This window comes from Streptomyces sp. NPDC028289 (assembly GCF_055565975.1).
The window spans coordinates 417,066-440,957 of record NZ_JBVHTI010000001.1 but is presented as its reverse complement, the minus strand read 5'-3'; the positions used below and the strand labels follow the sequence as shown (position 1 = coordinate 440,957).

The following is a 23,892-nucleotide window of genomic DNA, read 5'->3' as shown; positions in this document are numbered from 1 at the left end:
CTGGAAACGCGCCGGAGCGGGACTCAGTCGCCGTAGTCGGACATGGCGTCCAGGAGTCTGGCGGACTTCTTCGGCACGGTCACCCCGTGGATGAGTGACGGCGGCACCGGGCGGGCATCGCTGTGATCGGGAACCACCCAGTGCGGAGCCATCCGGGCGCAGTCCCCGCGCAGCGACGCGAGGTCGCCGTCGAGGTCGGCCGGAGCGGGGGAGTGGACCTTGAGGTTCGTCATGACGGAACCGTAAGCACGCCGAGCGCCGCGAAGAAAGATCTACTATCGGGTAGTTTTGGCACCTTCAGGGCGCCACACGGACCCGGTAGCGTTAACTGTCAATAACGCCTCCCCCTCAGGAGAGTCCCAGCCGTGCGCATCGCAGTCACCGGCTCCATCGCCACCGACCACCTCATGACCTTCCCCGGCCGCTTCGCGGACCAGCTGGTCGCGGACCAGCTGCACACGGTCTCGCTGTCCTTCCTGGTCGACAACCTGGACGTACGGCGGGGCGGCGTCGGCGCGAACATCGCGTTCGGCATGGGACAGCTCGGCACCCGGCCGATCCTGGTCGGTGCGGCGGGCTTCGACTTCGACGAGTACCGGGCCTGGCTCGACCGGCACGGCGTCGACACGGACTCCGTCCGCCTCTCGGAGACCCTGCACACCGCGCGTTTCGTGTGCACGACCGACGCCGACCACAACCAGATCGGCTCCTTCTACACGGGCGCGATGAGCGAGGCCCGCCTGATCGAGCTCAAGACGGTCGCCGACCGGGTCGGCGGACTCGACCTGGTCCTCATCGGCGCGGACGACCCGGAGGGCATGCTCCGCCACACGGAGGAGTGCCGCACCCGTTCCATCCCCTTCGCCGCCGACTTCTCCCAGCAGATCGCCCGTATGAACGGCGACGAGATCCGGATACTGCTGGAGGGCGCGACGTACCTCTTCTCCAACGAGTACGAGAAGGGGCTCATCGAGACGAAGACCGGCTGGAGCGACGAGGAGATCCTCGCGAAGGTCGGCCACCGGGTGACGACGCTCGGCGCACGCGGGGTGCGGATCGAGCGGGCCGGCGAGGAGACCATCGAGGTCGGCTGCCCCGACGAGGAGCGCAAGGCCGACCCGACGGGCGTCGGCGACGCGTTCCGCGCCGGGTTCCTCTCGGGGCTCGCGTGGGGGGTCTCGCTGGAGCGGGCGGCCCAGGTGGGCTGCATGCTGGCGACCCTCGTCATCGAGACGGTGGGGACGCAGGAGTACCAGCTGCGCCGGGGGCACTTCATGGAGCGGTTCACCAAGGCGTACGGGGACGAGGCCGCGGAAGAGGTCCGGGGTTATCTGGTCTGAGTTTCGGGTGCGGCGGCGTGGGGGCTGGTCGCGCCCACGCGGCGGCAGCCGCAAATCGACACAGCCCCGCGCCGCCGAAGGGGCGCTCAGCTCACCCGGCGTACCAAGTACGCCGTTCCCTTTTCGGCCGGTTCCTCGCCCACGTACTCCTGGCCCCGCATCTCGCACCACGCCGGGACGTCCAGGCGTGCCGCCTCGTCGTCCGACAGGACTCGGACCGTGCCGCCCACCGGCACGGTGCCGATGACCTTCGCCAGTTCGATGACCGGGATCGGGCACCGTTTGCCGAGCGAGTCGACGACGACTTCCTCCGCCTGTCGTACGGTCGCCGTCGGCATCGGGGCGCCCAGCTTCTCCCGGACCCCTGCCACCACCCCCGGCAGCACCTCCAGGAACCGCTCCACATCCGCCTCCACCGCCCCCGTCGGCAGCGACACCCGCACGTTCCCCTCACTGAGCACACCCATCGCCTTGAGCACATGGCTCGGCGTCAGGGTGCTGCTCGTGCAGGACGACCCGGAAGACACCGAGAAGCCCTCCCGGTCCAGCTCGTGCAGCAGTGTCTCTCCATCGACATAGAGACAGGAGAAGGTGACGATCCCGGGCAGCCGCCGCTCCGCGTCGCCCACCACCTCCACGTCCGGCACCAACTCCGGTACCCGCGCCCGGATCAGTGCCGTCAGCTCCCGAAGCCGTACGGCCTCCCGCTCGGCCTCCGCCCGTACCGCCCGCAGCGCGGCGGCCGCCGCGACGATCGCCGGCAGGTTCTCGAAGCCGGGTGCCCGCCCCGACTCCCGTTCGTCCGAGGCCCCTTGGACGGCGAACCGCACCCCCTTGCGTACGACCAGCAGCCCGACCCCGCTCGGCCCGCCCCATTTGTGCGCACTCGCCGTCAGCAGCGACCAGTCGCCCGCCACCCGCTCCCACCCCAGCGACTGCGCCGCGTCCACCAGCAACGGCACCCCGGCCGCCCGGCACACCTCGGCGACGGCGGCCACCGGCTGCACGGTGCCCACTTCGTGGTTGGCCGACTGGAGGCAGGCGAGCGCGGTGTCGGGGCGGAGCGCAGCCTCGTAGGCGCCGGCCTCCACCTCGCCGGTCCGCAACACCGGCACCTGCGTCACCTGTCCGCCCTCCGCCTCGAACACCTCGGCCGAATGAAGTACCGAGGAGTGTTCGACGGCTGACACGATCAGGTGACGTCCGGTCCGGCGCCGCCCGGCCAACGCCCCGGCGATGCCCGTGTGGACGGCGCGCGTACCGGAAGAGGTGAAAGTCAGCTCGTCCGCCCGACAGCCGACGGCCTCGGCAGCCGCCTCCCGCGCGGCATCCAGCAACATGCGCGCCTTCCGCCCCTCCCGATACAACCGGGACGGATCGGCCCACCCGTCGTCAAGCGATGCCAACAACGCCTGACGGGCAACAGGATGGAGCGGGGCAGCGGACGCAGCGTCAAAGTAGGACACACAGCAACGTTAAAACGTCCGCAGGGACAGCCGACCGAGGGGCGCGGGGAACTGCGCGACCAGCCCCCCACGCACCCGCACTCGCACCGCAAACCGCGACAACCCGAGCTATTGGGCGCCCATTCCCACCCCAACCGAGTGACAGGCGACGCGTATGCCCCCCTCCCCGCGACCCCCCGAATCGCGTCGGCTAGGGTTTGGTCCGCATAAACATCCAAACCCCTGCCCGACGCAGGGCGGCGACCGACCAGCGAGAAGGCCGCAGCCGACCGCGCGGGCGAGACTCTCGGGAAGGCGCTACGTGAGTCCCAACGGCTCCGACCGCTCGCCGCGGCGCCCGATGCGGCGGAAGCTGCTGCAGGCAATGACCGCGGGCCTGGTCCTGGCATCCGCTACCGGTTGCACATACAAGGACTTCCCCCGCCTTGGTATGCCCACCCCGACCACGGAAGAGGCTCCGCGGATCCTCTCCCTGTGGCAGGGCTCCTGGGCCGCCGCGCTCGCCGTCGGCGTGCTGGTGTGGGGTCTGATCATCTGGAGCGCCATCTTCCACCGGCGCAGCCGCACCAAGATCGAGGTCCCGGCCCAGACCCGGTACAACATGCCGATCGAGGCCCTGTACACGGTGGTGCCGCTCATCATCGTCTCGGTGCTGTTCTACTTCACGGCGCGCGACGAGACGAAGCTGCTCAGCCTCACCGACAAGAAGCCGGACGTCACGGTCAACGTCGTCGGCTTCCAGTGGAGCTGGGGCTTCAACTACATCACGCCCGTCGACGGTGTCACCGGCGACGCGAAGACCGACGCGAACCTGTCCGCCATCCCGGACCGGTTCAAGAAGGAATTCCCGGCGAACGCCGGCGGTGTCTACGACGTCGGTACGCCGGGCACGAAGAACCCGCAGACCGGTAACCCCGGTCCGACGCTCTGGCTCCCCAAGGGTGAGACCGTCCGCTTCGTCCTCACCTCGCGTGACGTCATCCACTCCTTCTGGGTGGTGCCGTTCCTGATGAAGATGGACGTCATCCCGGGCCACACCAACGCGTTCCAGGTGACTCCGAACCAGGAGGGCACCTTCCTCGGCAAGTGCGCCGAGCTCTGCGGCGTCGACCACTCCCGGATGCTGTTCAACGTGAAGGTCGTCTCCCCCGAGCGTTACCAGCAGCACCTCAAGGACCTCGTCAAGAAGGGGCAGACCGGTTACATTCCCGCCGGCATCGCGCAGACGAGCCACGAGAAGAACCGGGAGACGAACAACCTGTGAGCATCCTCAACGAACCCCAGGGTGCCGCGGCAGCGGAAGGCTACGCCGACGAGCTGCCCATCCGGCGCAAGCAGCCCGGCAACGTGGTCATCAAGTGGCTCACCACCACTGACCACAAGACCATCGGAACGCTGTATCTGGTCACGTCGTTCGCGTTCTTCCTGATCGGCGGTGTGATGGCGCTGCTCATGCGCGCCGAGCTCGCTCGCCCCGGTCTGCAGATCATGTCGAACGAGCAGTTCAACCAGGCGTTCACGATGCACGGCACGATCATGCTGCTGATGTTCGCGACGCCGCTGTTCGCCGGCTTCACGAACTGGATCATGCCGCTCCAGATCGGCGCCCCCGACGTCGCGTTCCCGCGGCTGAACATGTTCGCCTACTGGCTGTACCTGTTCGGCTCGACCATCGCGGTCGGCGGCTTCCTCACCCCGCAGGGCGCCGCTGACTTCGGCTGGTTCGCCTACTCCCCGCTGTCGGACGCGGTCCGCTCGCCGGGCATCGGCGCCGACATGTGGATCATGGGTCTGGCCTTCTCCGGTTTCGGCACCATCCTCGGTGCGGTCAACTTCATCACCACGATCATCTGCATGCGTGCGCCGGGCATGACCATGTTCCGCATGCCGATCTTCGTGTGGAACGTGCTGCTGACCGCCGTGCTGGTCCTGCTCGCCTTCCCGGTCCTCGCCGCCGCGCTGTTCGCGCTGGAGGCGGATCGGAAATTCGGGGCACATGTCTTCGACGCGGCGAACGGCGGAGCGCTGCTCTGGCAGCACCTCTTCTGGTTCTTCGGCCATCCAGAGGTGTACATCATCGCGCTGCCGTTCTTCGGCATCATCTCCGAGGTCATCCCGGTCTTCTCCCGCAAGCCGATGTTCGGCTACATGGGTCTGGTGGCGGCGACCATCTCGATCGCCGGTCTGTCCGTGACGGTGTGGGCCCACCACATGTACGTCACCGGTGGTGTGCTGCTGCCGTTCTTCTCCTTCATGACCTTCCTGATCGCGGTCCCGACCGGTGTGAAGTTCTTCAACTGGATCGGCACCATGTGGAAGGGCTCGCTGTCCTTCGAGACACCGATGCTCTGGGCCACCGGCTTCCTGATCACCTTCACCTTCGGTGGTCTGACCGGTGTCATCCTGGCCTCGCCGCCGATGGACTTCCACGTCTCCGACTCGTACTTCGTCGTCGCCCACTTCCACTACGTGGTCTTCGGCACGGTCGTCTTCGCGATGTTCTCCGGCTTCCACTTCTGGTGGCCGAAGATGACCGGCAAGATGCTCGACGAGCGGCTCGGCAAGATCACGTTCTGGACGCTGTTCATCGGCTTCCACGGCACCTTCCTGGTCCAGCACTGGCTGGGCGCCGAGGGCATGCCGCGCCGGTACGCCGACTACCTGGCGGCCGACGGCTTCACCACGCTGAACACGATCTCGACGATCAGCTCCTTCCTGCTCGGCCTGTCGATCCTGCCGTTCCTCTACAACGTGTGGAAGACGGCCAAGTACGGCAAGCCCGTCGGCGTCGACGACCCGTGGGGCTACGGCCGCTCCCTGGAGTGGGCGACCTCCTGCCCGCCGCCGCGGCACAACTTCGTCACCCTGCCGCGGATCCGCAGCGAGTCCCCGGCGTTCGACCTGCACCACCCTGAGATCGCCGCCCTGGAGCAGCTGGAGCACGGCCACGCCGCCGCCGCTGTCGCGGGCAGCAAGGAGGCCGGCAAGTGAAGATCCAGGGCCGCATGTTCGTGTGGCTGAGTGTCTTCGTCCTCGTCATCGCGATCGTCTATGGCGTGTGGTCGAAGGAACCGGCCGGTACCACGGCGCTCTTCCTGGCCTTCGGCCTGTGCATCATGATCGGCTTCTACCTGGGCTTCACCGCCTCGCGGGTCGACGCGGGTGCCCAGGACAACAAGGAGGCCGACGTCGCGGACGAGGCGGGAGAGATCGGCTTCTTCAGCCCGCACAGCTGGCAGCCGCTCGCCCTGGGCGTCGGCGGCGCGCTGGCCTTCCTCGGTGTCGCCGTCGGCTGGTGGCTGCTGTACTTCTCGGCACCCATCATCATGATCGGCCTCTTCGGCTGGGTGTTCGAGTACTACCGCGGTGAGAACCGCACCCAGTAAGCACGCGCCGAGCGCAGCAGGAGCCCGGACTCTCCGTCAGGAGAGTCCGGGCTCCTGCCGTTCCGGCCCCTTCGCGCCTTCGGCGCAGCGGCCGTCCCCCGTCCGGGCTACCTGCCGCGCCGGTCCGGAAAACATCTCATAGCGTGACAATATGAGTCACTCTCCGTGCGCCCGTACCGTCGTCAGCTGCGCCCTGCTGGTGATCGCCCTCGGCGCGGGCGTCACCGCCTGCGGTTCGGACGGCAACCCCCTCGCGGACAAGCCGTACGACGCGGCGGACCAGATCTCCTTCAACACGCCCACCGGTGCGGGGAAGCGGGCCGACCCCGACAAGCCCCTGGAGGTCGTCGCCAAGAGCGACGAGGACCGCATCACGGACGTCACGGCCCAGGACGCCACCGGTCGCTTCGTGGCGGGCGAACTCGACGCCGACGGCCGCCGCTGGCACAGCACCTCCCCGCTGGCCGCCAACGCCCACTACACGGTCCAGGTCAGCACCGAGGACGAGAACGGCGCGTCCGGCCGCAAGGTCCTCACCTTCGACACCAGCACGCCCACCACCCGGCAGCGGCTGAAGGTCACCTTCGGCCCCAAGGCGGGCGAGTACGGCGTGGGCCAGCCGGTCACCGCCCAACTCGACCACGAGATCAAGGACAAGGCCCAGCGCGCCATCGTCGAACGTGCCCTCAGGGTCGACTCCGTCCCGGCCGTGGAGGGCTCCTGGTACTGGGTGAGCGGCAAGGAACTGCACTACCGGCCCAAGGACTACTGGCCCACCCACGCCACCATCCAGGTGCACAGCAACCTGGACGGCATCAGGATCAGCGACCGCCTGTGGGGCGGCGCGACCGCGCCCCTCAAGCTCACCACGGGCGACAAGCTCCTCGCCGTCACGGACGCCGCCGCCCACCAGCTGACGGTCTACAAGGACGACAAGGAGATCAACCAGATCCCCGTCACCACCGGCAAACCGGGCTTCGAGACCCGCAACGGCGTCAAGGTCGTCCTGGAGAAGCAGTACTTCGTACGGATGCGCGGCACCACGGTCGGCATCGCCGAGGGCACCTCGGACTCGTACGACCTGCCGGTCTACTACGCCACCCGGGTCACCTGGTCGGGCGAGTACGTGCACGCCGCGCCCTGGTCGGTGGGCTCCCAGGGCTACGAGAACGTCAGCCACGGCTGCACCGGCATGAACACCTCGAACGCCGAGTGGTTCTTCGACACCTTCCACCCGGGCGACCTGGTGAAGGTCGTCAACTCCAACGGCAAGGAGATGGAGAACTTCGGCAACGGCTTCGGCGACTGGAACCTCGCCTGGAAGGACTGGCGCAAGGGCAGCGCCCTCTCCAACGGCACCCCGGACGGCCCGAAGCCGGAGGACGCGGTACGTCTGCAGCCGACGTCAGTATGAGAAACCAGGGGCGCGGGGAACTGCGCGAACGGCCCCCACCGGCCCGCACCCGCGCACGCACCGCGCCCCACCCTCTCCTAGGCGCTCAGCAGCCTCTTCTGCCGCAACAGGGACGCCAGCGCCCCCGCGAACTCCACCGGCTCCACAGGCAGCGTCACAGCCGCGTCCGCCCGGCTCCACGTGGCCAGCCACGCATCCTGCGGCCGCCCGATCAGCAGCAGCACCGGCGGGCAGTTGAACACCTCGTCCTTGATCTGCCGGCACATCCCCATGCCCCCCATCGGCACGGCCTCGCCGTCCAGGACACACACGTCGATCCCGCCCTTGTCCAGCTCGGCGAGGACCGCCGCGGGCGTCGCGCACTCCACGAACTCGACGAACGGCACATCGGGAGCCGGCCGCCGGCCGGCGGCGAGCCGCACCTGCTCGCGGGTGTTGGAGTCGTCGCTGTAGACCAGCACCGTGGCGGTCGGCTGCATTGTTCCTCCGAGACGTCAGCGTCGTACGGACAGGACCGATGCGCCGGATGCTACTCCCCTGAACACCTCGTCAACACCTGTTGGAACACCGCTTCGATGGGCCATCCGGGCACTACACACGGGGCGGACACTCCGAACGGCACCCCCCGGAGTGAGCGCGAGATAAGCGACCGACATAATGTCGGTCGTGGCGACAGCAACGACAGTAGATACCGGGCACGCGCACCCGTCGGTCAACAGGCCGAACCTCACCAGCGTCGGAACCATCATCTGGCTGAGTTCCGAGCTGATGTTCTTCGCGGCCCTCTTCGCGATGTACTTCACCCTGCGATCGGTGACCGGCGAGGCTCACTGGAAGGAGATGGCGAGTCACCTCGACATCCCCTTCTCGGCGACCAACACCACGATCCTGGTGCTCTCCTCCCTCACCTGCCAGCTCGGCGTGTTCGCCGCCGAGCGCGGGGACGTGAAGAAGCTCCGGGGCTGGTTCATCGTCACCTTCATCATGGGTGCGATCTTCATCGGCGGTCAGATCTACGAGTACACGAACCTGGTCAAGACGGACGGGATCTCCCTGTCCTCCGACCCGTACGGTTCGGTGTTCTACCTGACCACCGGCTTCCACGGCATGCACGTGACGGGCGGCCTCATCGCCTTCCTGTTCGTCCTGGGGCGCACCTACGCGGCGAAGAGGTTCACGCACGAGCAGGCGACCGCGGCCATCGTCGTGTCCTACTACTGGCACTTCGTCGATGTCGTGTGGATCGGCCTCTTCGCCACGATCTACCTGATCAAGTAGCCGGGCCGGCACCACGCGCCGCAGAAGCGCACTTTCCAGAAGCATCGACGCAGAAGATCCTGACACCGGGGTAATCCGTGAAAAAGCTCTCCGCACGACGACGCCATCCGCTGGCGGCGGTCGTCGTCCTACTCCTCGCGCTGGCATGCACAGGGGGGCTGTACGCCGCGTTCGCACCCGCGGGCAAGGCGCAGGCCGATGAAACATCCCAGTCCCTGACCATCGAGGAGGGCAAGAAGCTCTACTCGGTCGGTTGCGCCAGCTGCCACGGCACCGGCGGTCAGGGTTCGTCCGACGGCCCCAGCCTGGTGGGCGTGGGCGCCGCGGCCGTCGACTTCCAGGTCGGCACCGGCCGTATGCCGGCCGCCACCTCGCAGGGCCCGCAGGTCGTCAAGAAGAAGAACATCTACACCCAGGCCCAGATCGACCAGCTCGCGGCGTACATCGCCTCGCTGGGCGCCGGTCCCGAGGTCCCGACCTCGGAGCAGTACGGCCCGGACGGTGCCGACATCGCCAAGGGTGGCGAGCTCTTCCGCACCAACTGCGCGCAGTGCCACAACTTCGTGGGCTCGGGCGGTGCGCTGACCAAGGGCAAGTTCGCCCCGAGCCTTGAGGGTGTCGACCCGAAGCACATCTACGAGGCCATGCAGACGGGCCCGCAGAACATGCCGTCCTTCCCCGACACCACGCTGACGGAGAAGAACAAGAAGGACATCATCGCGTACCTGAACGCGGTCAACAGCAGCAACACGGAGAACCCCGGCGGTCTCAACCTGGGCGGCCTCGGGCCGGTCAGCGAGGGTCTGTTCGCCTGGATCTTCGGTCTCGGTGCACTGATCGCGGTCGCCGTCTGGGTCGCCGCTCGGACCGCAAAGGCCAAGAAGTCATGAGTAGCCAAGACATTCCAGAAGAGAACCTGCCCGCTGAGCAGGACCACGCGCACACCGCCGTGAGTGTGGCGGACGAGAAGGACCCGTTCTCGGACCCGGGTCTGCCGCCGCACGAGCACCGGATCCAGGACATCGACGAGCGGGCCGCCAAGCGGTCCGAGCGCGTCGTGGCCATGCTGTTCACGGTGTCGATGCTGGCCACCGTCGGGTTCATCGCGTCCTATGTGACGATCCCGAAGGACAAGTCGATCTTCGTCTTCCCGATCGGTCACATCAGCGCGCTGAACTTCGCGCTGGGCCTGACCCTCGGCGCGGCGCTGTTCTGCATCGGCGCGGGCGCGGTCCACTGGGCCCGCACCCTGATGTCCGACGTGGAGGTCGCCGACGAGCGGCACGCCATCTCGGCCCCGCCGGAGGTCAAGGCCAAGGTCCTGGCCGACTTCAAGCAGGGCGCCAAGGAATCGGCGCTCGGCCGGCGCAAGCTGATCCGCAACACGATGTTCGGCGCGCTGACCCTGGTCCCGCTCTCCGGCGTCGTGCTGCTGCGCGACCTCGGTCCGCTGCCCGGCACCTCGCTGCGCCACACGGCGTGGTCGAAGGGCAAGCTGCTCGTCAACATGAACACCAACGAGCCGCTGCGTCCCTCCGACGTCGCCGTCGGCTCGCTGACCTTCGCCAAGCCCGAGGGCGTCGAGGAGTCCCAGGAGGACTTCCAGAACGTGATGGCGAAGGCGGCCCTGATGATCATCCGGCTGCAGCCGGACAACATCAAGGACAAGCGCGAGCTCGAGTGGTCGCACGAGGGCATCGTCGCCTTCTCGAAGATCTGCACCCACGTGGGCTGCCCGATCTCGCTGTACGAGCAGCAGACCCACCACGTGCTCTGCCCGTGCCACCAGTCCACCTTCGACCTCTCCGACGGAGCCCGAGTGATCTTCGGCCCGGCCGGCCACGCCCTGCCGCAGCTGCGCATCGGCGTGAGCGAGGAGGGCTACCTCCAGGCGCTCGGCGACTTCGACGAGCCCGTCGGTCCTGCCTTCTGGGAGCGCGGATGAGCACTACAGAGAACACCGAGTCCCGCGAGCGCGGGAAGGCACCGGCCGGCGAGCGCGTCGCCGACTGGGCCGACGGACGGCTCGGGATCTACTCCCTGGCCAAGTCCAACATGCGCAAGATCTTCCCCGACCACTGGTCGTTCATGTTGGGCGAAGTGTGCATGTACAGCTTCATCATCATCATCCTGACGGGTGTGTACCTGACGCTGTTCTTCCACCCGTCGATGAACGAGGTGGAGTACCACGGCAGCTACGTCCCGCTCCAGGGACAGCTGATGTCCGAGGCGTTCAACTCGACCCTGCACATCTCCTTCGACGTGCGCGGTGGTCTGCTCATCCGGCAGATCCACCACTGGGCCGCGCTGATCTTCCTCGCCGGCATGTTCGTGCACATGATGCGCGTGTTCTTCACCGGCGCGTTCCGCAAGCCGCGTGAGATCAACTGGCTGTTCGGCTTCCTGCTGTTCGTCCTGGGCATGTTCACCGGTTTCACCGGTTACTCGCTCCCGGACGACCTGCTCTCCGGCACCGGTGTCCGCTTCACCGAGGGCGCCATCCTGTCGATGCCGATCGTCGGCACGTACATCTCGTTCTTCCTCTTCGGCGGGCAGTTCCCCGGCCACGACTTCGTCGCCCGGTTCTACTCGATCCACATCCTGCTGCTGCCGGGCATCATGCTCGGCCTGATGGTGGGCCACCTGATCCTGGTCTTCTACCACAAGCACACGCAGTTCGCGGGTCCCGGAAAGAGCGAGAAGAACGTCGTCGGCATGCCGCTGCTGCCGGTCTACATGGCCAAGGCCGGAGGCTTCTTCTTCCTGGTCTTCGGTGTCATCGCGGCCATCGCGGCGACCACCCAGATCAACCCGATCTGGGCCATGGGCCCCTACCGCCCGGACCAGGTGTCCACCGGCGCCCAGCCCGACTGGTACATGGGCTTCGCCGAAGGCCTGATCCGCTACATGCCCGGCTGGGAGATCAACTTCTGGGGCCACACCCTGGTCCTGGGCGTCTTCATCCCGCTGATCCTGTTCGGTCTGGTCCTCGCGGCGATCGCGGTCTACCCGTTCATCGAGTCCTGGGTCACCGGCGACAAGAGCGAGCACCACATCCTGGACCGCCCGCGCAACGCCCCGACCCGCACCGCGTTCGGTGTCGCCTGGGTGACCGTGTACATGGTGGGCCTGGTCGGCGGTGGCAACGACCTCATCGCCACCCACTTCCACCTGTCGATCAACGACGTGACCTGGTTCGTCCGGATCTTCTTCTTCGCCGGACCGGTGATCGCGTTCATCGCCACCAAGCGGATCTGCCTCGGCCTGCAGCGCCGGGACCGCGAGAAGGTGCTGCACGGTCGCGAGACCGGCATCATCAAGCGGCTGCCGCACGGTGAGTTCATCGAGGTCCACGAGCCGCTCTCGCAGGAGCAGCTGCACACCCTCACGGCGCACCACCAGTACGAGCCGGCCCAGGTCGGCCCGGCGGTCGACGAGAACGGTGTCGAGCGCAAGATCAAGGGCTCCGAGAAGCTCCGCGCCAAGCTGAGCAACGCCTACTACGGCGAGGACAACCAGATCCCGAAGCCGACTGTCGAGGAGTACAAGGAGATCACGAGCGGCCACGGCCACCACTGATCGACCGCGTCGCCACGCCACGGTCGAAGGGCCCCCGTCCGGATGGGCCCCCGGTCCGAGTTTGTTCGAGGACTAGGGGAGGACGGGGGCCTTTGCCGTGCCCGGAGCTGGATAGGGTAGGCCCTGAAACCGGCTATTTCCCTTACGACGATCAGGAGCGGCCTCATGAGCGCTGTGACCCCCGCTGGAGGCGACACCGCGGCGGGCCGTTCCTGGCCCGAGGTACTGAACGCGCTGCTGTACGGCCAGGACCAGAGCGCCGACGCGACGGCCTGGGCGATGGACCAGATCATGCGCGGCCAGGCCACCGACGCCCAGATCGCCGGCTTCGTCGTCGCCCTGCGGGCCAAGGGCGAGACCGTCGAGGAGATCAACGGGCTCGTCCGCACGATGTACGAGCACGCCAACGTCATCGAGGTGCCGGGCCGCACCGTCGACATCGTCGGCACCGGGGGCGACGGCGCGAAGACGGTGAACATCTCCACGATGTCGGCGCTCGTGGTGGCCGGCACCGGCGCGAAGGTCGTCAAGCACGGCAACCGTGCGGCCTCCTCCGCGTCCGGGGCCTCCGACGTCCTGGAGAAGCTCGGCGTCAACCTCGACCTGACCCCGCAGCGGGTCGCCGAGGTCGCCGAGGAGGCCGGCATCACCTTCTGCTTCGCCATCAAGTTCCACCCGGCGCTGCGCCACGCGGGCGCCGCCCGCGGCCAGCTGGGCATCCGCACGGTCTTCAACATCCTCGGCCCGCTGACCAACCCCGCACGGGTGCGGGCCCAGGCGGTCGGTGTCGCGGATCCCCGCATGGCCCCCGTCGTCGCGGGGGTCTTCGCCGAACGCGGCCACTCCTCCCTCGTCTTCCGCGGCGACGACGGCCTCGACGAACTGACGACGACCGCCACGTCCCGCGTCTGGACCGTCCGGGACGGCAAGGTCACGGAGGAGACCTTCGACCCCCGTGACGTCGGCATCGACCTGGTCCCCGTGGAGGCGCTGCGGGGCGGTGACCCGTCGTACAACGCGGAGGTCGCCCGCCGCCTCCTGGACGGCGAGCAGGGCCCGGTACGGGACGCGGTGCTGCTGAACTCGGCGGCGGCGCTGGTGGCCCTGGACCCGGGCACGGGGTCGCTGGCAGAGCAACTCCGCGCCGGCATGGACAAGGCGGCGCACTCGATCGACTCGGGTGCGGCCAAGCAGGTCCTGGAGCGCTGGGCGGCGGCGACACACAAGTAGGGCGCCGGTCCAGGGGGCTGGGGTGGGCCCGGCACCGCCGGGCTCCACCGTCGTGGCCGACGGCCGTTGCGGACCGGCGTACACCTGCTTCTCCGCCGCAACGGTGCGCAACCACATACGGCCTCTGCGGCGGTGCCGAACTGTCCGCAGCCCTCGCTCCGTCCCGTCATGCGGACTGAAGTTGCGCGACTGCGATCACTTCCCCTACGTTTCTTTCCAGGTCATGAGTGACAGTCATGAGGCCCCGGCCGACTGTCCGGCAACCCTCCGTCCGTGGCGGGGTGCCCCGGGTGAAGACCAGGCCGTGGGCAGCGAGGTTCACGGCAAGCGCGGACCCCTCGAACCACCAGGGGTCCTGGTCGTCGAGGAGCCTTCCGTGAGCAAGCGAATGCGATAGGGCCGCAGAGCCCCGCCTCCGCACACCCTTTTCCCCTGCCGCTGCTTGAGCGCATCCGCTCGCACGGCGGATCTCACCTGCTCACACGGGAGTTCACCCATGTCCGTCTCCACCGCTGCCTCCGCCCAGTCCGTTTGTGCCCCCCTGCCCGTTCTGGGCCGTGATGTCACCGTCCCGCTCGTCACCGGCGGCGAGGTCACCTATGCCGCCCTCGACTACGCGGCCAGCGCCCCCGCCCTGCAGCGGGTCTGGGACGACGTGGCGGCGTACGCGCCCTACTACGGCAGTGTCCACCGCGGCGCCGGCTACCTCTCCCAGCTCTCCACGGACCTCTTCGAGAACGCCCGCCGGACCGTCGCCGAGTTCCTCGACTGCCGCCCCGACGACCAGCTGGTCTTCACCCGCTCGACGACGGACTCCCTTAACCTCCTGGCCCGTGCCCTCCCCGCCGACTGCCAGGTCTTCGTCTTCGAGACCGAGCACCACGCCTCCCTGCTGCCGTGGCAGGACGCCCGTGTCACCTACCTCGACGCGCCCCGCACCCCGCGCCAGGCCGTCGAGACCCTGGAACGCGCCCTCGCCGACCGCGACCCCTACGGTCCGGCCCTGGTCTGCGTGACCGGCGCGTCCAACGTCACCGGCGAGCTGTGGCCCGTACGGGAGCTCGCGGCCGCCGCGCACGCGCACGGCGCCCGGATCGTCCTGGACGCCGCCCAGCTGGCCCCGCACCACCCCGTCTCGGTTCGGGACCTGGGCGTCGACTGGGTCGCCTTCTCCGGCCACAAGCTGTACGCCCCCTTCGGCTCCGGCGTCCTGGCCGGCCGCGCCGACTGGCTGCAGGCCGCCGAGCCGTACCTCGCGGGCGGCGGCGCCAGCCGCAAGGTCACCCGGCGCGAGGACGGGGGAGTGGCCGTGGAGTGGCACGAGAGCGCCGCGCGGCACGAGGCCGGGTCGCCCAACGTCATCGGCGCCTACTCCATCGCCGCCGCCTGCAAGGCGCTCACCGAGGCCGGCTTCGACACGCTGGTCGCCCGCGAGCAGCACCTGATCGAGAAGGTGCGGGCGGGCCTGGCCGGGGTACCCGAGGTCCGGGTCCTCTCCCTCTTCGGCGACGACGCCCCCCGCGTCGGCGTGATCAGCTTCGTGGTGGACGGCTGGAACAGCTCCCACTTCGCCGCCGCGCTCTCCGCCGAGTACGGCATCGGCGTCCGCGACGGCCTCTTCTGCGCCCACCCGCTGGTCAGGACCCTGCTGGGCTCCGACCCGCAGGCCCAGGGCGAGTGCGGGGCGCCGGAGGCGGCACCGGGCGAGAAGTCCCTCAACGCGATCCGGGTGAGCTTCGGGGCGGGGACGCCGGACGAGCACGTGGAGCGCTTCGTGACGGCGGTACGGGAACTTGTGACCGACGGTGCGAAGTGGTCGTACCGCACGGAAGAGGGCCGCTGCGTCCCGGCGGTGTGATCAGCGCCCCGCCAGGGGCGCGGGGAACCGCGCGCTCAGCCCCCACCGGCCGGCAGCCGGGCACGAAGCGCCGTGGCCCCCCGCGGGTCCGTCGTGGCTGGTCGCGCAGTTCCTCCCCCAGCCTTCGGCCGGGGGTACCCCCAGCGCCCCTTACGGGGCGCTGCAGTCGGCGGCGCTCAGCTGTCCAGGCCGATCGCGAACGCCGCCTCCAGGTCGTGCTGGGAGTACGTGCGGAACGCGACGTGCGTGTCCGTGGCCTCCACGCCGGGGATCTTGCTGATGGAGCCGGGGATGACCTCGGCCAGATCCTCGTGCTGCTGGACCCGGACCATGGCGATGAGGTCGTACGTGCCGGTGACGGAGAAGACCTCGCTGACGCTGTCCAGCGCGGCGATCCGTTCCGCGATCTCGGGGATCCGGTCCACGCTGGTCTTGATGAGGACGATCGCGGTGATCACGGCTGGTTCTCTCCCTCGGGTGCCGGAGCTGGGGCGACCTTCACTTTAGTCGCCCGCCCGTCGCCCGCCACCGCCCTTCCAAGGCCGCGCTTCGCGCCCTTCTTTTTTCTGTACCGCACCCACGCGTAGCCGAACCCGAGTCCGAAGCCGACCAGGTGGGCGAGGTAGGCCACGCCGGGGCCGGAGGGGGCCTGGTTCAGGGCCAGCCACTGGAGGGCCGCCCAGAAGGGGAGGACCACCCAGGCCGGGAAGCGGAGCGGGAGGAAGAAGAGGAAGGGGAGGAGACTGGTCACGCGGGCGCTGGGGAACAGGTACAGGAACGCTCCGAGGACCGCCGAGATCGCCCCGGACGCGCCCACCAGCGACTGCTGGGACGTGGCGTTGGCGGCCGCGTAGCCGAGCAGCGCGAGATAGCCGCAGCCGACGTAGAAGAGAGTGAACTCCACGCGGCCCATCCGTTCCTCGGTCATCGCCCCGAAGACGAAGAGGAAGAGCATGTTGCCGAGCAGGTGCACCCAGCTGCCGTGGATGAACAGCGCCGTGGCCGGGGTGAGCGCCTCCCGCACCGGACCGTCGAACAGGTCGGCGGGAACCACCCCCCAGTGCCGGAAATACGCCCGCTGGGCGGTCGCGAGGGCCTCTCCGGTGCCGTAGGACGGGGTGAAGCCGGAGGCGGGGCCGAGTACGAAGATCAGGCAGCACACGGCGATCAGGGTGTACGTCATGGGCGCGGACGTGCCCCGCAGGCTCCGCAGGGTCCGGGCCGCCGTCGTGTTCCAGTTGCCGATCATGGACATAGAGCATGGCGTAACGGGACGCAGTGGTGCAGATCGCCTCGCCGCCGTGGACGGGCGGGCGTCGGGTACCCGCCAGGCCGTAGGGTTACGAGCCACACGCGTCGGGACGGCGCGTCACGGACACTAGAAGGAAGCGAACAAGCCACGATGACGGTTCCCCTGCCGACCGCCACGACGCGGTGGCGCTGCACCCTCTGCGGCAACCTCACGCGCTTCGACGTGACCCGCTCGTCGAAGGTGGTCGAGTACGTTCACCTCGACCTGGCCGGTGAGCCGAAGGTCGAGGAGCGCGAGGTGGTCAGTGAGACCATCGAGTCGGTGCGCTGCCGCTGGTGCAACGCGGTGGACCAGGTGGAACTGGTGGACAGGCCGGGCGCCGACTCCTGAGACCGGGAGCCGGCCCCGTACAGGTGATGGGGTGTGACGGATGGTGGAGACCACGGGCGGGGGGCCGGGTGACGGCACCGCCGAGGTGCTTGACCGTCCGTTGCCCGACGGTGTGCGGCGGCGTGTCGTGCAGATCGTGTCGGACGGGTTCGGCGGCCTGACCGTCGCCGAACTGCCCGCCCAGCTGCGGCAGTACGCCCGCTTTGCCCCGAATCGCCGGGCCAAGTTCGCGGGGAACGCCATGGCGGCCGCGCTGGAGACGGACACCCTCTTCCGGCAGCGGATCGGCGAGAAGCTGAGAGAGGCCCAGCCGGAACTGGCCGGCGCCCTGGACTCCGGCTCCCCGCCCCCGGCCGCGGACCCGCTCGATGTGGCGGCCGCGGCCTATGTACTGCGCCCCGCGGGCTGGGTGAAGCTCGTGGCGGCGGCCGGCGAGGAGGCCCAGCGGGCCGACGCCGAGCGGGCCGACGAGGAGAGCCGGGCCGAACTGGAGCGGCTGCGCGAGGAACTGGACCGGGCCCGGGAGCAGACCAGGTCCGAGACGGAGCGACTGCGCACCGAGCTGGACGCGGCGAAGAAGGAAGCGGAATCGCTTCACCGCAAGCTGCGGGCCGCGCTGAGCGACGTCAAGCGGGGTGAAGCCGCCCTGCGCAAGCTGCAGGGCGAGATGGAGGCGGGGCGGACCGAGGGGCAGTCCCTGGTGTCCGCCGCCGAGAGCGAGAGCCGGCGGCTCAAGGCCCGGCTCGGCGAGGCCGAGGCGGCCCTGGAGGCCAGCCGCCGGGCCGCCCGCGAGGGGCGCAGTGTCGAGGGCATGCGGCTGCGGCTGCTGCTCGACACCGTCCTCGACGCCGCCCAGGGGCTGCGCCGGGAGCTGGCCCTGCCGCCGGTCTCGGTGCGGCCCGCCGAGACCGTGGACGCGGTCGAACCGGGACGAATGACCCCGAAGGACATCGCGGCGCGAGCGCTGTCCGAGCACGACCCGGCCATCCTCGACCAGCTGCTGGCCCTGCCCCAGGCGCACTTGGTCGTCGACGGCTACAACGTGACGAAGACCGGCTATCCGCAGATGCCGCTGGAGAAGCAGCGGCTGCGGCTGCTCGGCCAGCTCTCCCAGCTCGCCGCCCAGACCGGCGCCGAGGTCACCTGCGTCTTCGACGGCGCCGAGCTGGCCGCGCCGGTGCTGCTCGCCCCACCGCGCGGGGTCCGCGTCCTGTTCTCCAAGCCCGGTGTCACCGCGGACGAGTTGATCCGCCAGCTGGTGCGCGCCGAGCCGCCGGGCCGTCCGGTGATCGTCGCCTCGACCGACCGCGAGGTCGCCGACGGGGTCGCGAAGGCGGGTGCCCGTCCGGTCGCTTCTGCGATGCTTCTGAAGCGACTGTCCTGAACGTGCAACCCGCATATGCAATGCCCGAATTGACCGAACCGTCACGCAACGTAGCGTCAATCGCGCATTACTGCTCGTGAGTTATGTGCAAAGAGTGCGTTGCGTGACCACTTTTTTGGCTGCTGGGTTTGAACTGATCACAGGTAGGTCACTAGGGTCTGGCCTCGAACCTCCACACGGGTGATCACTCAAACGAAGGAGCCCGTCTCCGTGGCGTCCCATCGTCGACCCAAGCAGTCGAGCCGTGCGCGCGTGACCGTGCTCACCACCGCAGCGGCCGCCGCCGTAGTCCTCAGCGCCAACGCCGCCAACGCGGCGCCCAGCGAGAAGCTGACCAAGGACGAGGTCAAGGCGAAGGTCGACAAGCTCTACGAGGAGGCCGAGCAGGCCACCGAGAAGCTGGACGGCGCCAAGGACAAGCAGCAGAAGCTGCAGAAGGAGATCTCCACGATCCAGGACAACGTGGCTCGTGGGCAGGAGGACCTCAACAAGCTGCGGGACAGCCTCGGTTCGCTGGCCACCGCGCAGTACCGCTCGGGCGGCATCGACCCCTCCGTCCAGCTCTTCCTCTCGTCCGACCCGGACGACTACCTCGACAAGGCCTCCACGCTCGACCAGTTGAGCAGCCAGCAGGTCGAGGCCCTGAAGAAGATCCAGGACAAACAGCGCGAACTCGCCCAGGAGCGGGCAGAGGCCTCCGACAAGCTCAAGGACCTCTCCGCCACCCGCACCGAGCTCGCCAAGCAGAAGTCGGCCGTCCAGGGCAAGCTCGCCGACGCGCAGAAGCTGCTCAACACGCTCACCGCCAAGGAGAAGGCCGCCCTCGACGCCGAGCAGGCCCAGGCCGCCAGCCGCGCCTCCTCCCGCGTGGACCTCGGCAACACGGGCTCCGCCTCCAGCCGGGCCGCCGCCGCCTTCGCCGCCGCCCAGTCCGTGATCGGCTCCCCGTACGTCTACGGCGCCTCCGGCCCGTCCTCCTTCGACTGCTCGGGCCTGACCTCCTGGGCCTACGCCCAGGCCGGCGTGACCATACCCCGCACCTCCGAGGCGCAGGCCAACGCCGGCACCCGCATCTACAGCGCGAGCGACCTCAAGGTCGGCGACCTGGTCATCTTCTACGGCGACTACCACCACGTCGGCCTCTACGCCGGCAACGGCCAGGTGCTGCACGCCCCGCACACCGGCGCCGTGGTCCGCTACGAGGCGATGAGCGACATGACCTTCGAGTTCGGCGTCCGGATCTGACCCCACCGGGTCTCCGGATCCGACCCCACCGGGTTGTCGCGACCCCCGTACGGCCGAAGATCAACTCGTGGTGGCGCCCGAACGGGCGAATCGCGGCAACCGGGACTGACTCCACGCCCCGCCGGTGACCTGCGTCAGCGGCGGGGTGTGGCGTTTCCACGGCCGTGAAGGTCTTTGGCCGTCGGCCGGTCGTATGGCTAGCATCGCGGCGTTCGGCGACCGAGTTGTCGGACCTACCGCCGGACGGGCGGAAAGTCACGCCTGCGGAGGCCGCGTAGGACCAGCCCACACGGGTTGGCGGCGGCCTGTGAAACAGGAACCCGTGGTGGCGCCGCTGTGCGGTGCGGACCGGAATTCCCCGTCTTCGGGCGGGGGAGGGCGTCAATGTCTGGCGCGTTTCCCCCTGTACCCGGGGGAGACCGTCGGGCGTCCGACAAACGGAAGGGGTGCCGTTTCCCGTGGGGTCTCATCGCCGTCTCGCACCGTCGTCCGGGTTCAACCGGGGCGCCGGTGCCGCTCTCTGTGTGCTCTCGGCCGCGGCCGCCGCACTCGGTGCCGTGCCGGCGAGTGCCGCCCCGCACGCGGACGCCCGTGCCGAGGTGGACCGGCTGTACCAGCAGGCCGAGGAGGCGACCCAGGCCTACGACAAGGCCGCCGAGCGGGCCGGCACGCTGCGCCGCGAGGTGAACGACTCCCAGGACCGCATCGCCCGCCAGCAGCAGCGCATCAACACCATGCGGGAGGCGCTCGGTTCACTCGCCGGCGCCCAGTACCGCTCCGGCGGCATCGACCCCGCCGTGGCCCTGCTGTTCTCCGACGACCCGCAGGACTACCTCGACCGGGCCTCCCTCCTCGACCGCGTCGACGCCCGCCAGGCCGGGCAGCTCAGGCGGCTCCAGGCAGCGATGCGCGAACTCGCCCAGGAGCGGTCCGAGGCCGCCGGGAACCTCGCCGAGCTGGAGAAGAGCCGCAAGGCGGTCGCCTCGCACAAGGCCACCGTGGAGCGGAAGCTCACCAAGGCCCGGCACCTGCTCAACGCGATGCCCGCCGCCGACCGCGTCGCCTTCGAGCACGCCTCCCGCGGCGACGACCGCGCCGACCTGCCCGGCCTCTCCGACGCCGCCGTCCCCGACGGCCGTGCCGCCGCGGCGATCGCCGCCGCCCGCTCCGCCCTCGGCAGGCCGTACGTCTGGGGCGCCAGCGGCCCCTCCGGCTTCGACTGCTCGGGCCTGATGCAGTGGTCGTACGCGCACGCCGGGATCCACCTCCCGCGCACCTCGCAGGAGCAGCGCCACGTCGGCCACCAGGTCCCGCTCTCCCAGGTGCAACCCGGTGACCTGGTCGTCTACCGCTCCGACGCCAGCCACGTGGGCATGTACGTCGGCAACGGCCAGGTCATCCACGCCCCCTACCCCGGCGCCCCGGTCCGCTACGACCCGGTCGGAATGATGCCGGTCTCCTCCGTCACCCGGCCCTGACTTCCGGGCTCCTGCCCGTACGATCGGAAAGTGGCTGGTCGTGGACGGGCGTGGCGCTCAGGAGCGGTGGGGCTGTGTCTGCTGCTCCTGCCGCTGACCGGATGCGGCGGCGGGCAGTCGCCGACCGGTACGGCGATGGCCGAGGTGCAGCAGGTCCTGGACCGCCGCTCGGCCGCGGTCCTCGGCCACGACGAGCAGGCGTACGCCGAGACCGGCACCCGGAGCTCGTACGCGAACCTGCGGGCCGTACCGCTCGCGGCCTGGAGCTACCGGCTGACCGCCCTCCACCCCGACGGCGCCGGCGCCACCGCCGACGCGCAGCTCAGCTACCGGATACAGGGCTACGACAAGGCGCCGGTGACGACGGACCGGGCGCTGACCCTCAGCCGCACCGCCGACGGACAGTGGTATGTCACATACGACAAGCCGGCCACGCAGTCCGGGCAACAGCTCTGGGACCAGGGTGAGGTGACCGCCGTCAAGAGCACCCACACCCTCGTCCTCGGCGTCGGCCAGTCCCGGACCACACTGCGCGGCTACGCCCGCCTCGCCGACACCGCCGTCCCCGAGGTCTCCAAGGCCTGGGGCACGGACTGGACGCGGCGGGTGGTGCTGCTCGTACCCGGGTCGCTGAGCGGCATGGCCGGCCTGCTGGGCGCCCCCGCCTCCAACTACAAGGGCATCGCCGCCGTCACCACCGGCGAGGCGGGAGGTTCGGGCCAGGCCCCGGCGGACCGGGTCATCCTCAACCCGGAGGCGTACGCCGTCCTCGGCGCGGTCGGCAGACAGGTCGTCCTCACCCACGAGACGACGCACGTGGCCACCCGCGCCCACACCACGGCCGCCACCCCGCTCTGGCTCTCCGAGGGCTACGCCGACTGGATCGGCTACCTCGACACGGGCCGCACACCCACCGAGGCGGCCCCCGAACTCGCCCGCGCCGTCGAGGCCGGAGACGCCCCCGAGGACCTCCCCGCCGACAAGGACTTCGGCTTCACCGACGACCCCACCAAGCTGGCCCAGGCCTACGAGGGCGGCTGGCTGGCCTGCCGGATGATCGCCGCCCACTGGGGCGAGGAGAAGCTCGGCGCCTTCTACCGGGCCGTCGGCGCGCACACGGAGCGCGCGGGCGCGGTGGAGGACGCCCTGAAGACGGAACTGGGCACGACCCTGCCGGACTTCACCGCCCGCTGGCGGGACTACCTGAAGGCTCAGCTGGGCGACTGAGCCGGTCGCACCCGGGCTCAGGGGGAGACCGACGTCTCCTCCGTGTGGGGCGTCTGAGCCGGGAAGGGCGCGACGGCGTCCTCGGTCACCGTGGAGCGCCACAGTGCGCGGGCCGCCGTGACCGTGGCCGCGAGCAGCAGGCCGTTGCGCAGGAGCAGCAGGGTGATGCCGTACCAGTCGCTGAACACGACGTGCGAGAAGCCGACCGGGAACTCCAGGACCGTCACGAAGGTCGCCAGGAGGACCAGGACCGCCGGGAGGGTCATGCGGCCGGCGCGGAAGCAGAGGCAGACGGCGGCCAGGCCCACCAGCCACACCATGTACTGAGGGCTGATCACCCGGCTGGTGACCGTGAACATCAGGACGGCGGTGAAGGCCGCGTCCGCGAGCGTGTGGGAGCGGAAGCGGGCCGCCGACAGCCGCCACAGCAGCAGCCAGCCGAACGCGAGCGCGGTGAGCAGCAGGGCCGCCGTGCTCACCGCCTGCACGTGCGGGCCGAGGAATTCGATCGAGCCGTAGTTGAGCAGCACCTCGCCGTGCCAGCCGAAGTGCCGGGCGATGTGGAAGACCAGCGCGCCGAGGGACTCCACCTCGGTGCCCCGGTCCCGCTGGAAGGTCAGGAAGGCGAACGCGCCGGGCATGGCCACCGCGAACAGTGTGCCGACCGCGCCCGCCGTGACCGCCGCGGACGCCCAGGCCCGCCGCCGTACGGCGCCCACCAGGAGCAGCGCCGGCCACACCTTCACCATCGCGCCGAAGCCGACGAGGGCGCCCATGATCCGGGGATGCCGGGCCCCGGCGAGCAGCGCGGCGACGGCGACGGCGGTGACCATCAGGTCGTAGCGGGAGTAGACGGTCGGGCCGAGGAGCGGGACGCCCAGCACCCAGACCCAGGCACCGCGCAGGGTGCGGCCGGGGCGCGGGCCGGTGTAGAGCAGCAGGGAGAGGACCACCAGGTCGGCGAGGCAGGCCAGGACGAAGAAGGCGGTCGGGTAGTCCAGGAAGGGGAGGAGGCCGGGGGAGAGGATCGCCAGGGCGGCCGCGGGCGGGTACTGCCAGGTGACGTCGTCCAGGGGAAACGTTCCGTGCCGCAGGACCTCGTACCAGCCCTGGTAGATGACGGAGACGTCGGACGTGACGTCCGCGCCCGGGAACACGAACACCTTCAGGACGAACAGCAGCAGCACCAGCCGGGTGGCACCCCAGGTGACCAGCAGCAACACCATGGCACGCCGCACGCCCGTCCTGTCCACCTGAGCCCCTGTCCGTCGGCATCGCCGTGTCGAGTGGGCCACATGATCCCCCGACGTCCTGTGCGGGGGCCATGAAGCGTGGCCGAACACACTGTGCGGGTAAGGTCGGCGC

The 23,892-nt window shown here is 69.6% G+C and carries 22 protein-coding genes and 1 riboswitch; of the genes, 16 read left to right on the top strand and 6 right to left on the bottom strand.

Annotation, left to right across the window (positions count from 1 at the left end):
* Positions 1-23 precede the first annotated feature (23 nt).
* Positions 24-233 carry a hypothetical protein gene (locus tag ACZ4UV_RS02030; protein ID WP_294008909.1) on the bottom strand — a complete coding sequence of 70 codons (210 nt, stop codon included), beginning with the start codon at positions 231-233 and terminating at the stop codon, positions 24-26.
* Between the two features lie 132 nt (positions 234-365).
* Here ACZ4UV_RS02030 and ACZ4UV_RS02025 point away from each other — a divergent pair, with 132 nt between their 5' ends.
* Positions 366-1,340, top strand: a complete 975-nt coding sequence (locus tag ACZ4UV_RS02025) for a carbohydrate kinase family protein (RefSeq protein ID WP_451022084.1) — start codon at positions 366-368, stop codon at positions 1,338-1,340.
* A gap of 86 nt (positions 1,341-1,426) precedes the next feature.
* Here the strand turns inward: ACZ4UV_RS02025 and ACZ4UV_RS02020 are convergent, their stop codons facing one another.
* Positions 1,427-2,806, bottom strand: coding sequence for an aminotransferase class V-fold PLP-dependent enzyme (locus tag ACZ4UV_RS02020; protein ID WP_467835337.1), 1,380 nt, complete (start codon positions 2,804-2,806; stop codon positions 1,427-1,429).
* Positions 2,807-3,107: 301 nt separating this feature from the next.
* Here ACZ4UV_RS02020 and ctaC point away from each other — a divergent pair, with 301 nt between their 5' ends.
* The 4 genes from ctaC to ACZ4UV_RS02000 all read left to right on the top strand — a co-directional run bounded on the left by ctaC (position 3,108) and on the right by ACZ4UV_RS02000 (position 7,606).
* Positions 3,108-4,070, top strand: a complete 963-nt coding sequence (gene ctaC / locus ACZ4UV_RS02015) for an aa3-type cytochrome oxidase subunit II (RefSeq protein WP_351490358.1) — start codon at positions 3,108-3,110, stop codon at positions 4,068-4,070.
* Positions 4,067-5,797, top strand: coding sequence for an aa3-type cytochrome oxidase subunit I (gene ctaD / locus ACZ4UV_RS02010; RefSeq protein ID WP_351490360.1), 1,731 nt, complete (start codon positions 4,067-4,069; stop codon positions 5,795-5,797). Before ctaC ends, ctaD begins: the two co-directional genes overlap by 4 nt.
* Entirely contained in the window at positions 5,794-6,192 is a 399-nt protein-coding gene (locus tag ACZ4UV_RS02005; protein ID WP_093503960.1) for a cytochrome c oxidase subunit 4, read from the top strand. Before ctaD ends, ACZ4UV_RS02005 begins: the two co-directional genes overlap by 4 nt.
* Before the next feature lie 151 nt (positions 6,193-6,343).
* Positions 6,344-7,606, top strand: a complete 1,263-nt coding sequence (locus tag ACZ4UV_RS02000; protein ID WP_451022428.1) for a L,D-transpeptidase — start codon at positions 6,344-6,346, stop codon at positions 7,604-7,606.
* 77 nt (positions 7,607-7,683) lie between these two features.
* Here the strand turns inward: ACZ4UV_RS02000 and ACZ4UV_RS01995 are convergent, their stop codons facing one another.
* Positions 7,684-8,085 carry a response regulator gene (locus ACZ4UV_RS01995; RefSeq protein WP_093503963.1) on the bottom strand — a complete coding sequence of 134 codons (402 nt, stop codon included), beginning with the start codon at positions 8,083-8,085 and terminating at the stop codon, positions 7,684-7,686.
* Between the two features lie 178 nt (positions 8,086-8,263).
* On the opposite strand from ACZ4UV_RS01995, the gene ctaE reads away from it, so the two are divergent.
* From ctaE to ACZ4UV_RS01965, 6 genes are all read left to right on the top strand, one after another.
* Positions 8,264-8,884, top strand: a complete 621-nt coding sequence (ctaE, locus tag ACZ4UV_RS01990) for an aa3-type cytochrome oxidase subunit III (protein ID WP_451022427.1) — start codon at positions 8,264-8,266, stop codon at positions 8,882-8,884.
* 77 nt (positions 8,885-8,961) lie between these two features.
* Positions 8,962-9,774 (top strand): cytochrome bc1 complex diheme cytochrome c subunit, encoded by an 813-nt coding sequence (gene qcrC / locus ACZ4UV_RS01985; RefSeq protein ID WP_351490369.1) that lies wholly within the window; start codon positions 8,962-8,964, stop codon positions 9,772-9,774.
* The gene (gene qcrA, locus ACZ4UV_RS01980; protein ID WP_451022426.1) at positions 9,771-10,829 is read left to right on the top strand and encodes a cytochrome bc1 complex Rieske iron-sulfur subunit; all 1,059 of its coding nucleotides are present in this window, start codon (positions 9,771-9,773) and stop codon (positions 10,827-10,829) included. Before qcrC ends, qcrA begins: the two co-directional genes overlap by 4 nt.
* Positions 10,826-12,463 (top strand): cytochrome bc1 complex cytochrome b subunit, encoded by a 1,638-nt coding sequence (gene qcrB, locus ACZ4UV_RS01975; RefSeq protein ID WP_451022425.1) that lies wholly within the window; start codon positions 10,826-10,828, stop codon positions 12,461-12,463. Before qcrA ends, qcrB begins: the two co-directional genes overlap by 4 nt.
* Positions 12,464-12,628: 165 nt before the next feature.
* Positions 12,629-13,693, top strand: a complete 1,065-nt coding sequence (gene trpD / locus ACZ4UV_RS01970; protein WP_467835329.1) for an anthranilate phosphoribosyltransferase — start codon at positions 12,629-12,631, stop codon at positions 13,691-13,693.
* 219 nt (positions 13,694-13,912) lie between these two features.
* A riboswitch (SAM riboswitch) is annotated at positions 13,913-14,029 on the top strand.
* 160 nt (positions 14,030-14,189) lie between these two features.
* Positions 14,190-15,551, top strand: coding sequence for an aminotransferase class V-fold PLP-dependent enzyme (locus ACZ4UV_RS01965; protein ID WP_451023166.1), 1,362 nt, complete (start codon positions 14,190-14,192; stop codon positions 15,549-15,551).
* 176 nt (positions 15,552-15,727) lie between these two features.
* Here ACZ4UV_RS01965 and ACZ4UV_RS01960 read toward each other — a convergent pair whose 3' ends face one another.
* Positions 15,728-16,009, bottom strand: coding sequence for an Lrp/AsnC family transcriptional regulator (locus ACZ4UV_RS01960; RefSeq protein ID WP_067245114.1), 282 nt, complete (start codon positions 16,007-16,009; stop codon positions 15,728-15,730).
* Complete coding sequence (locus ACZ4UV_RS01955; RefSeq protein ID WP_467835325.1) at positions 16,006-16,800, bottom strand: rhomboid family intramembrane serine protease; 795 nt, start codon at positions 16,798-16,800, stop codon at positions 16,006-16,008. The genes ACZ4UV_RS01960 and ACZ4UV_RS01955 overlap by 4 nt, the downstream gene beginning before the upstream one ends.
* A gap of 153 nt (positions 16,801-16,953) precedes the next feature.
* On the opposite strand from ACZ4UV_RS01955, the gene ACZ4UV_RS01950 reads away from it, so the two are divergent.
* The 5 genes from ACZ4UV_RS01950 to ACZ4UV_RS01930 all read left to right on the top strand — a co-directional run bounded on the left by ACZ4UV_RS01950 (position 16,954) and on the right by ACZ4UV_RS01930 (position 22,527).
* Positions 16,954-17,193: a hypothetical protein gene (locus ACZ4UV_RS01950; protein ID WP_009309707.1), complete on the top strand. Its 240-nt coding sequence runs from the start codon at positions 16,954-16,956 to the stop codon at positions 17,191-17,193.
* Between the two features lie 40 nt (positions 17,194-17,233).
* Positions 17,234-18,577 (top strand): NYN domain-containing protein, encoded by a 1,344-nt coding sequence (locus tag ACZ4UV_RS01945; RefSeq protein WP_467835321.1) that lies wholly within the window; start codon positions 17,234-17,236, stop codon positions 18,575-18,577.
* Between the two features lie 210 nt (positions 18,578-18,787).
* Positions 18,788-19,822 (top strand): C40 family peptidase, encoded by a 1,035-nt coding sequence (locus tag ACZ4UV_RS01940; protein WP_451021874.1) that lies wholly within the window; start codon positions 18,788-18,790, stop codon positions 19,820-19,822.
* 458 nt (positions 19,823-20,280) lie between these two features.
* The gene (locus ACZ4UV_RS01935) at positions 20,281-21,300 is read left to right on the top strand and encodes a C40 family peptidase (protein WP_451021875.1); all 1,020 of its coding nucleotides are present in this window, start codon (positions 20,281-20,283) and stop codon (positions 21,298-21,300) included.
* A gap of 30 nt (positions 21,301-21,330) precedes the next feature.
* Positions 21,331-22,527: a hypothetical protein gene (locus ACZ4UV_RS01930; protein ID WP_451021876.1), complete on the top strand. Its 1,197-nt coding sequence runs from the start codon at positions 21,331-21,333 to the stop codon at positions 22,525-22,527.
* Between the two features lie 17 nt (positions 22,528-22,544).
* Here the strand turns inward: ACZ4UV_RS01930 and ACZ4UV_RS01925 are convergent, their stop codons facing one another.
* Positions 22,545-23,780, bottom strand: a complete 1,236-nt coding sequence (locus ACZ4UV_RS01925) for a glycosyltransferase 87 family protein (protein WP_467835318.1) — start codon at positions 23,778-23,780, stop codon at positions 22,545-22,547.
* Positions 23,781-23,892: the final 112 nt, after the last annotated feature.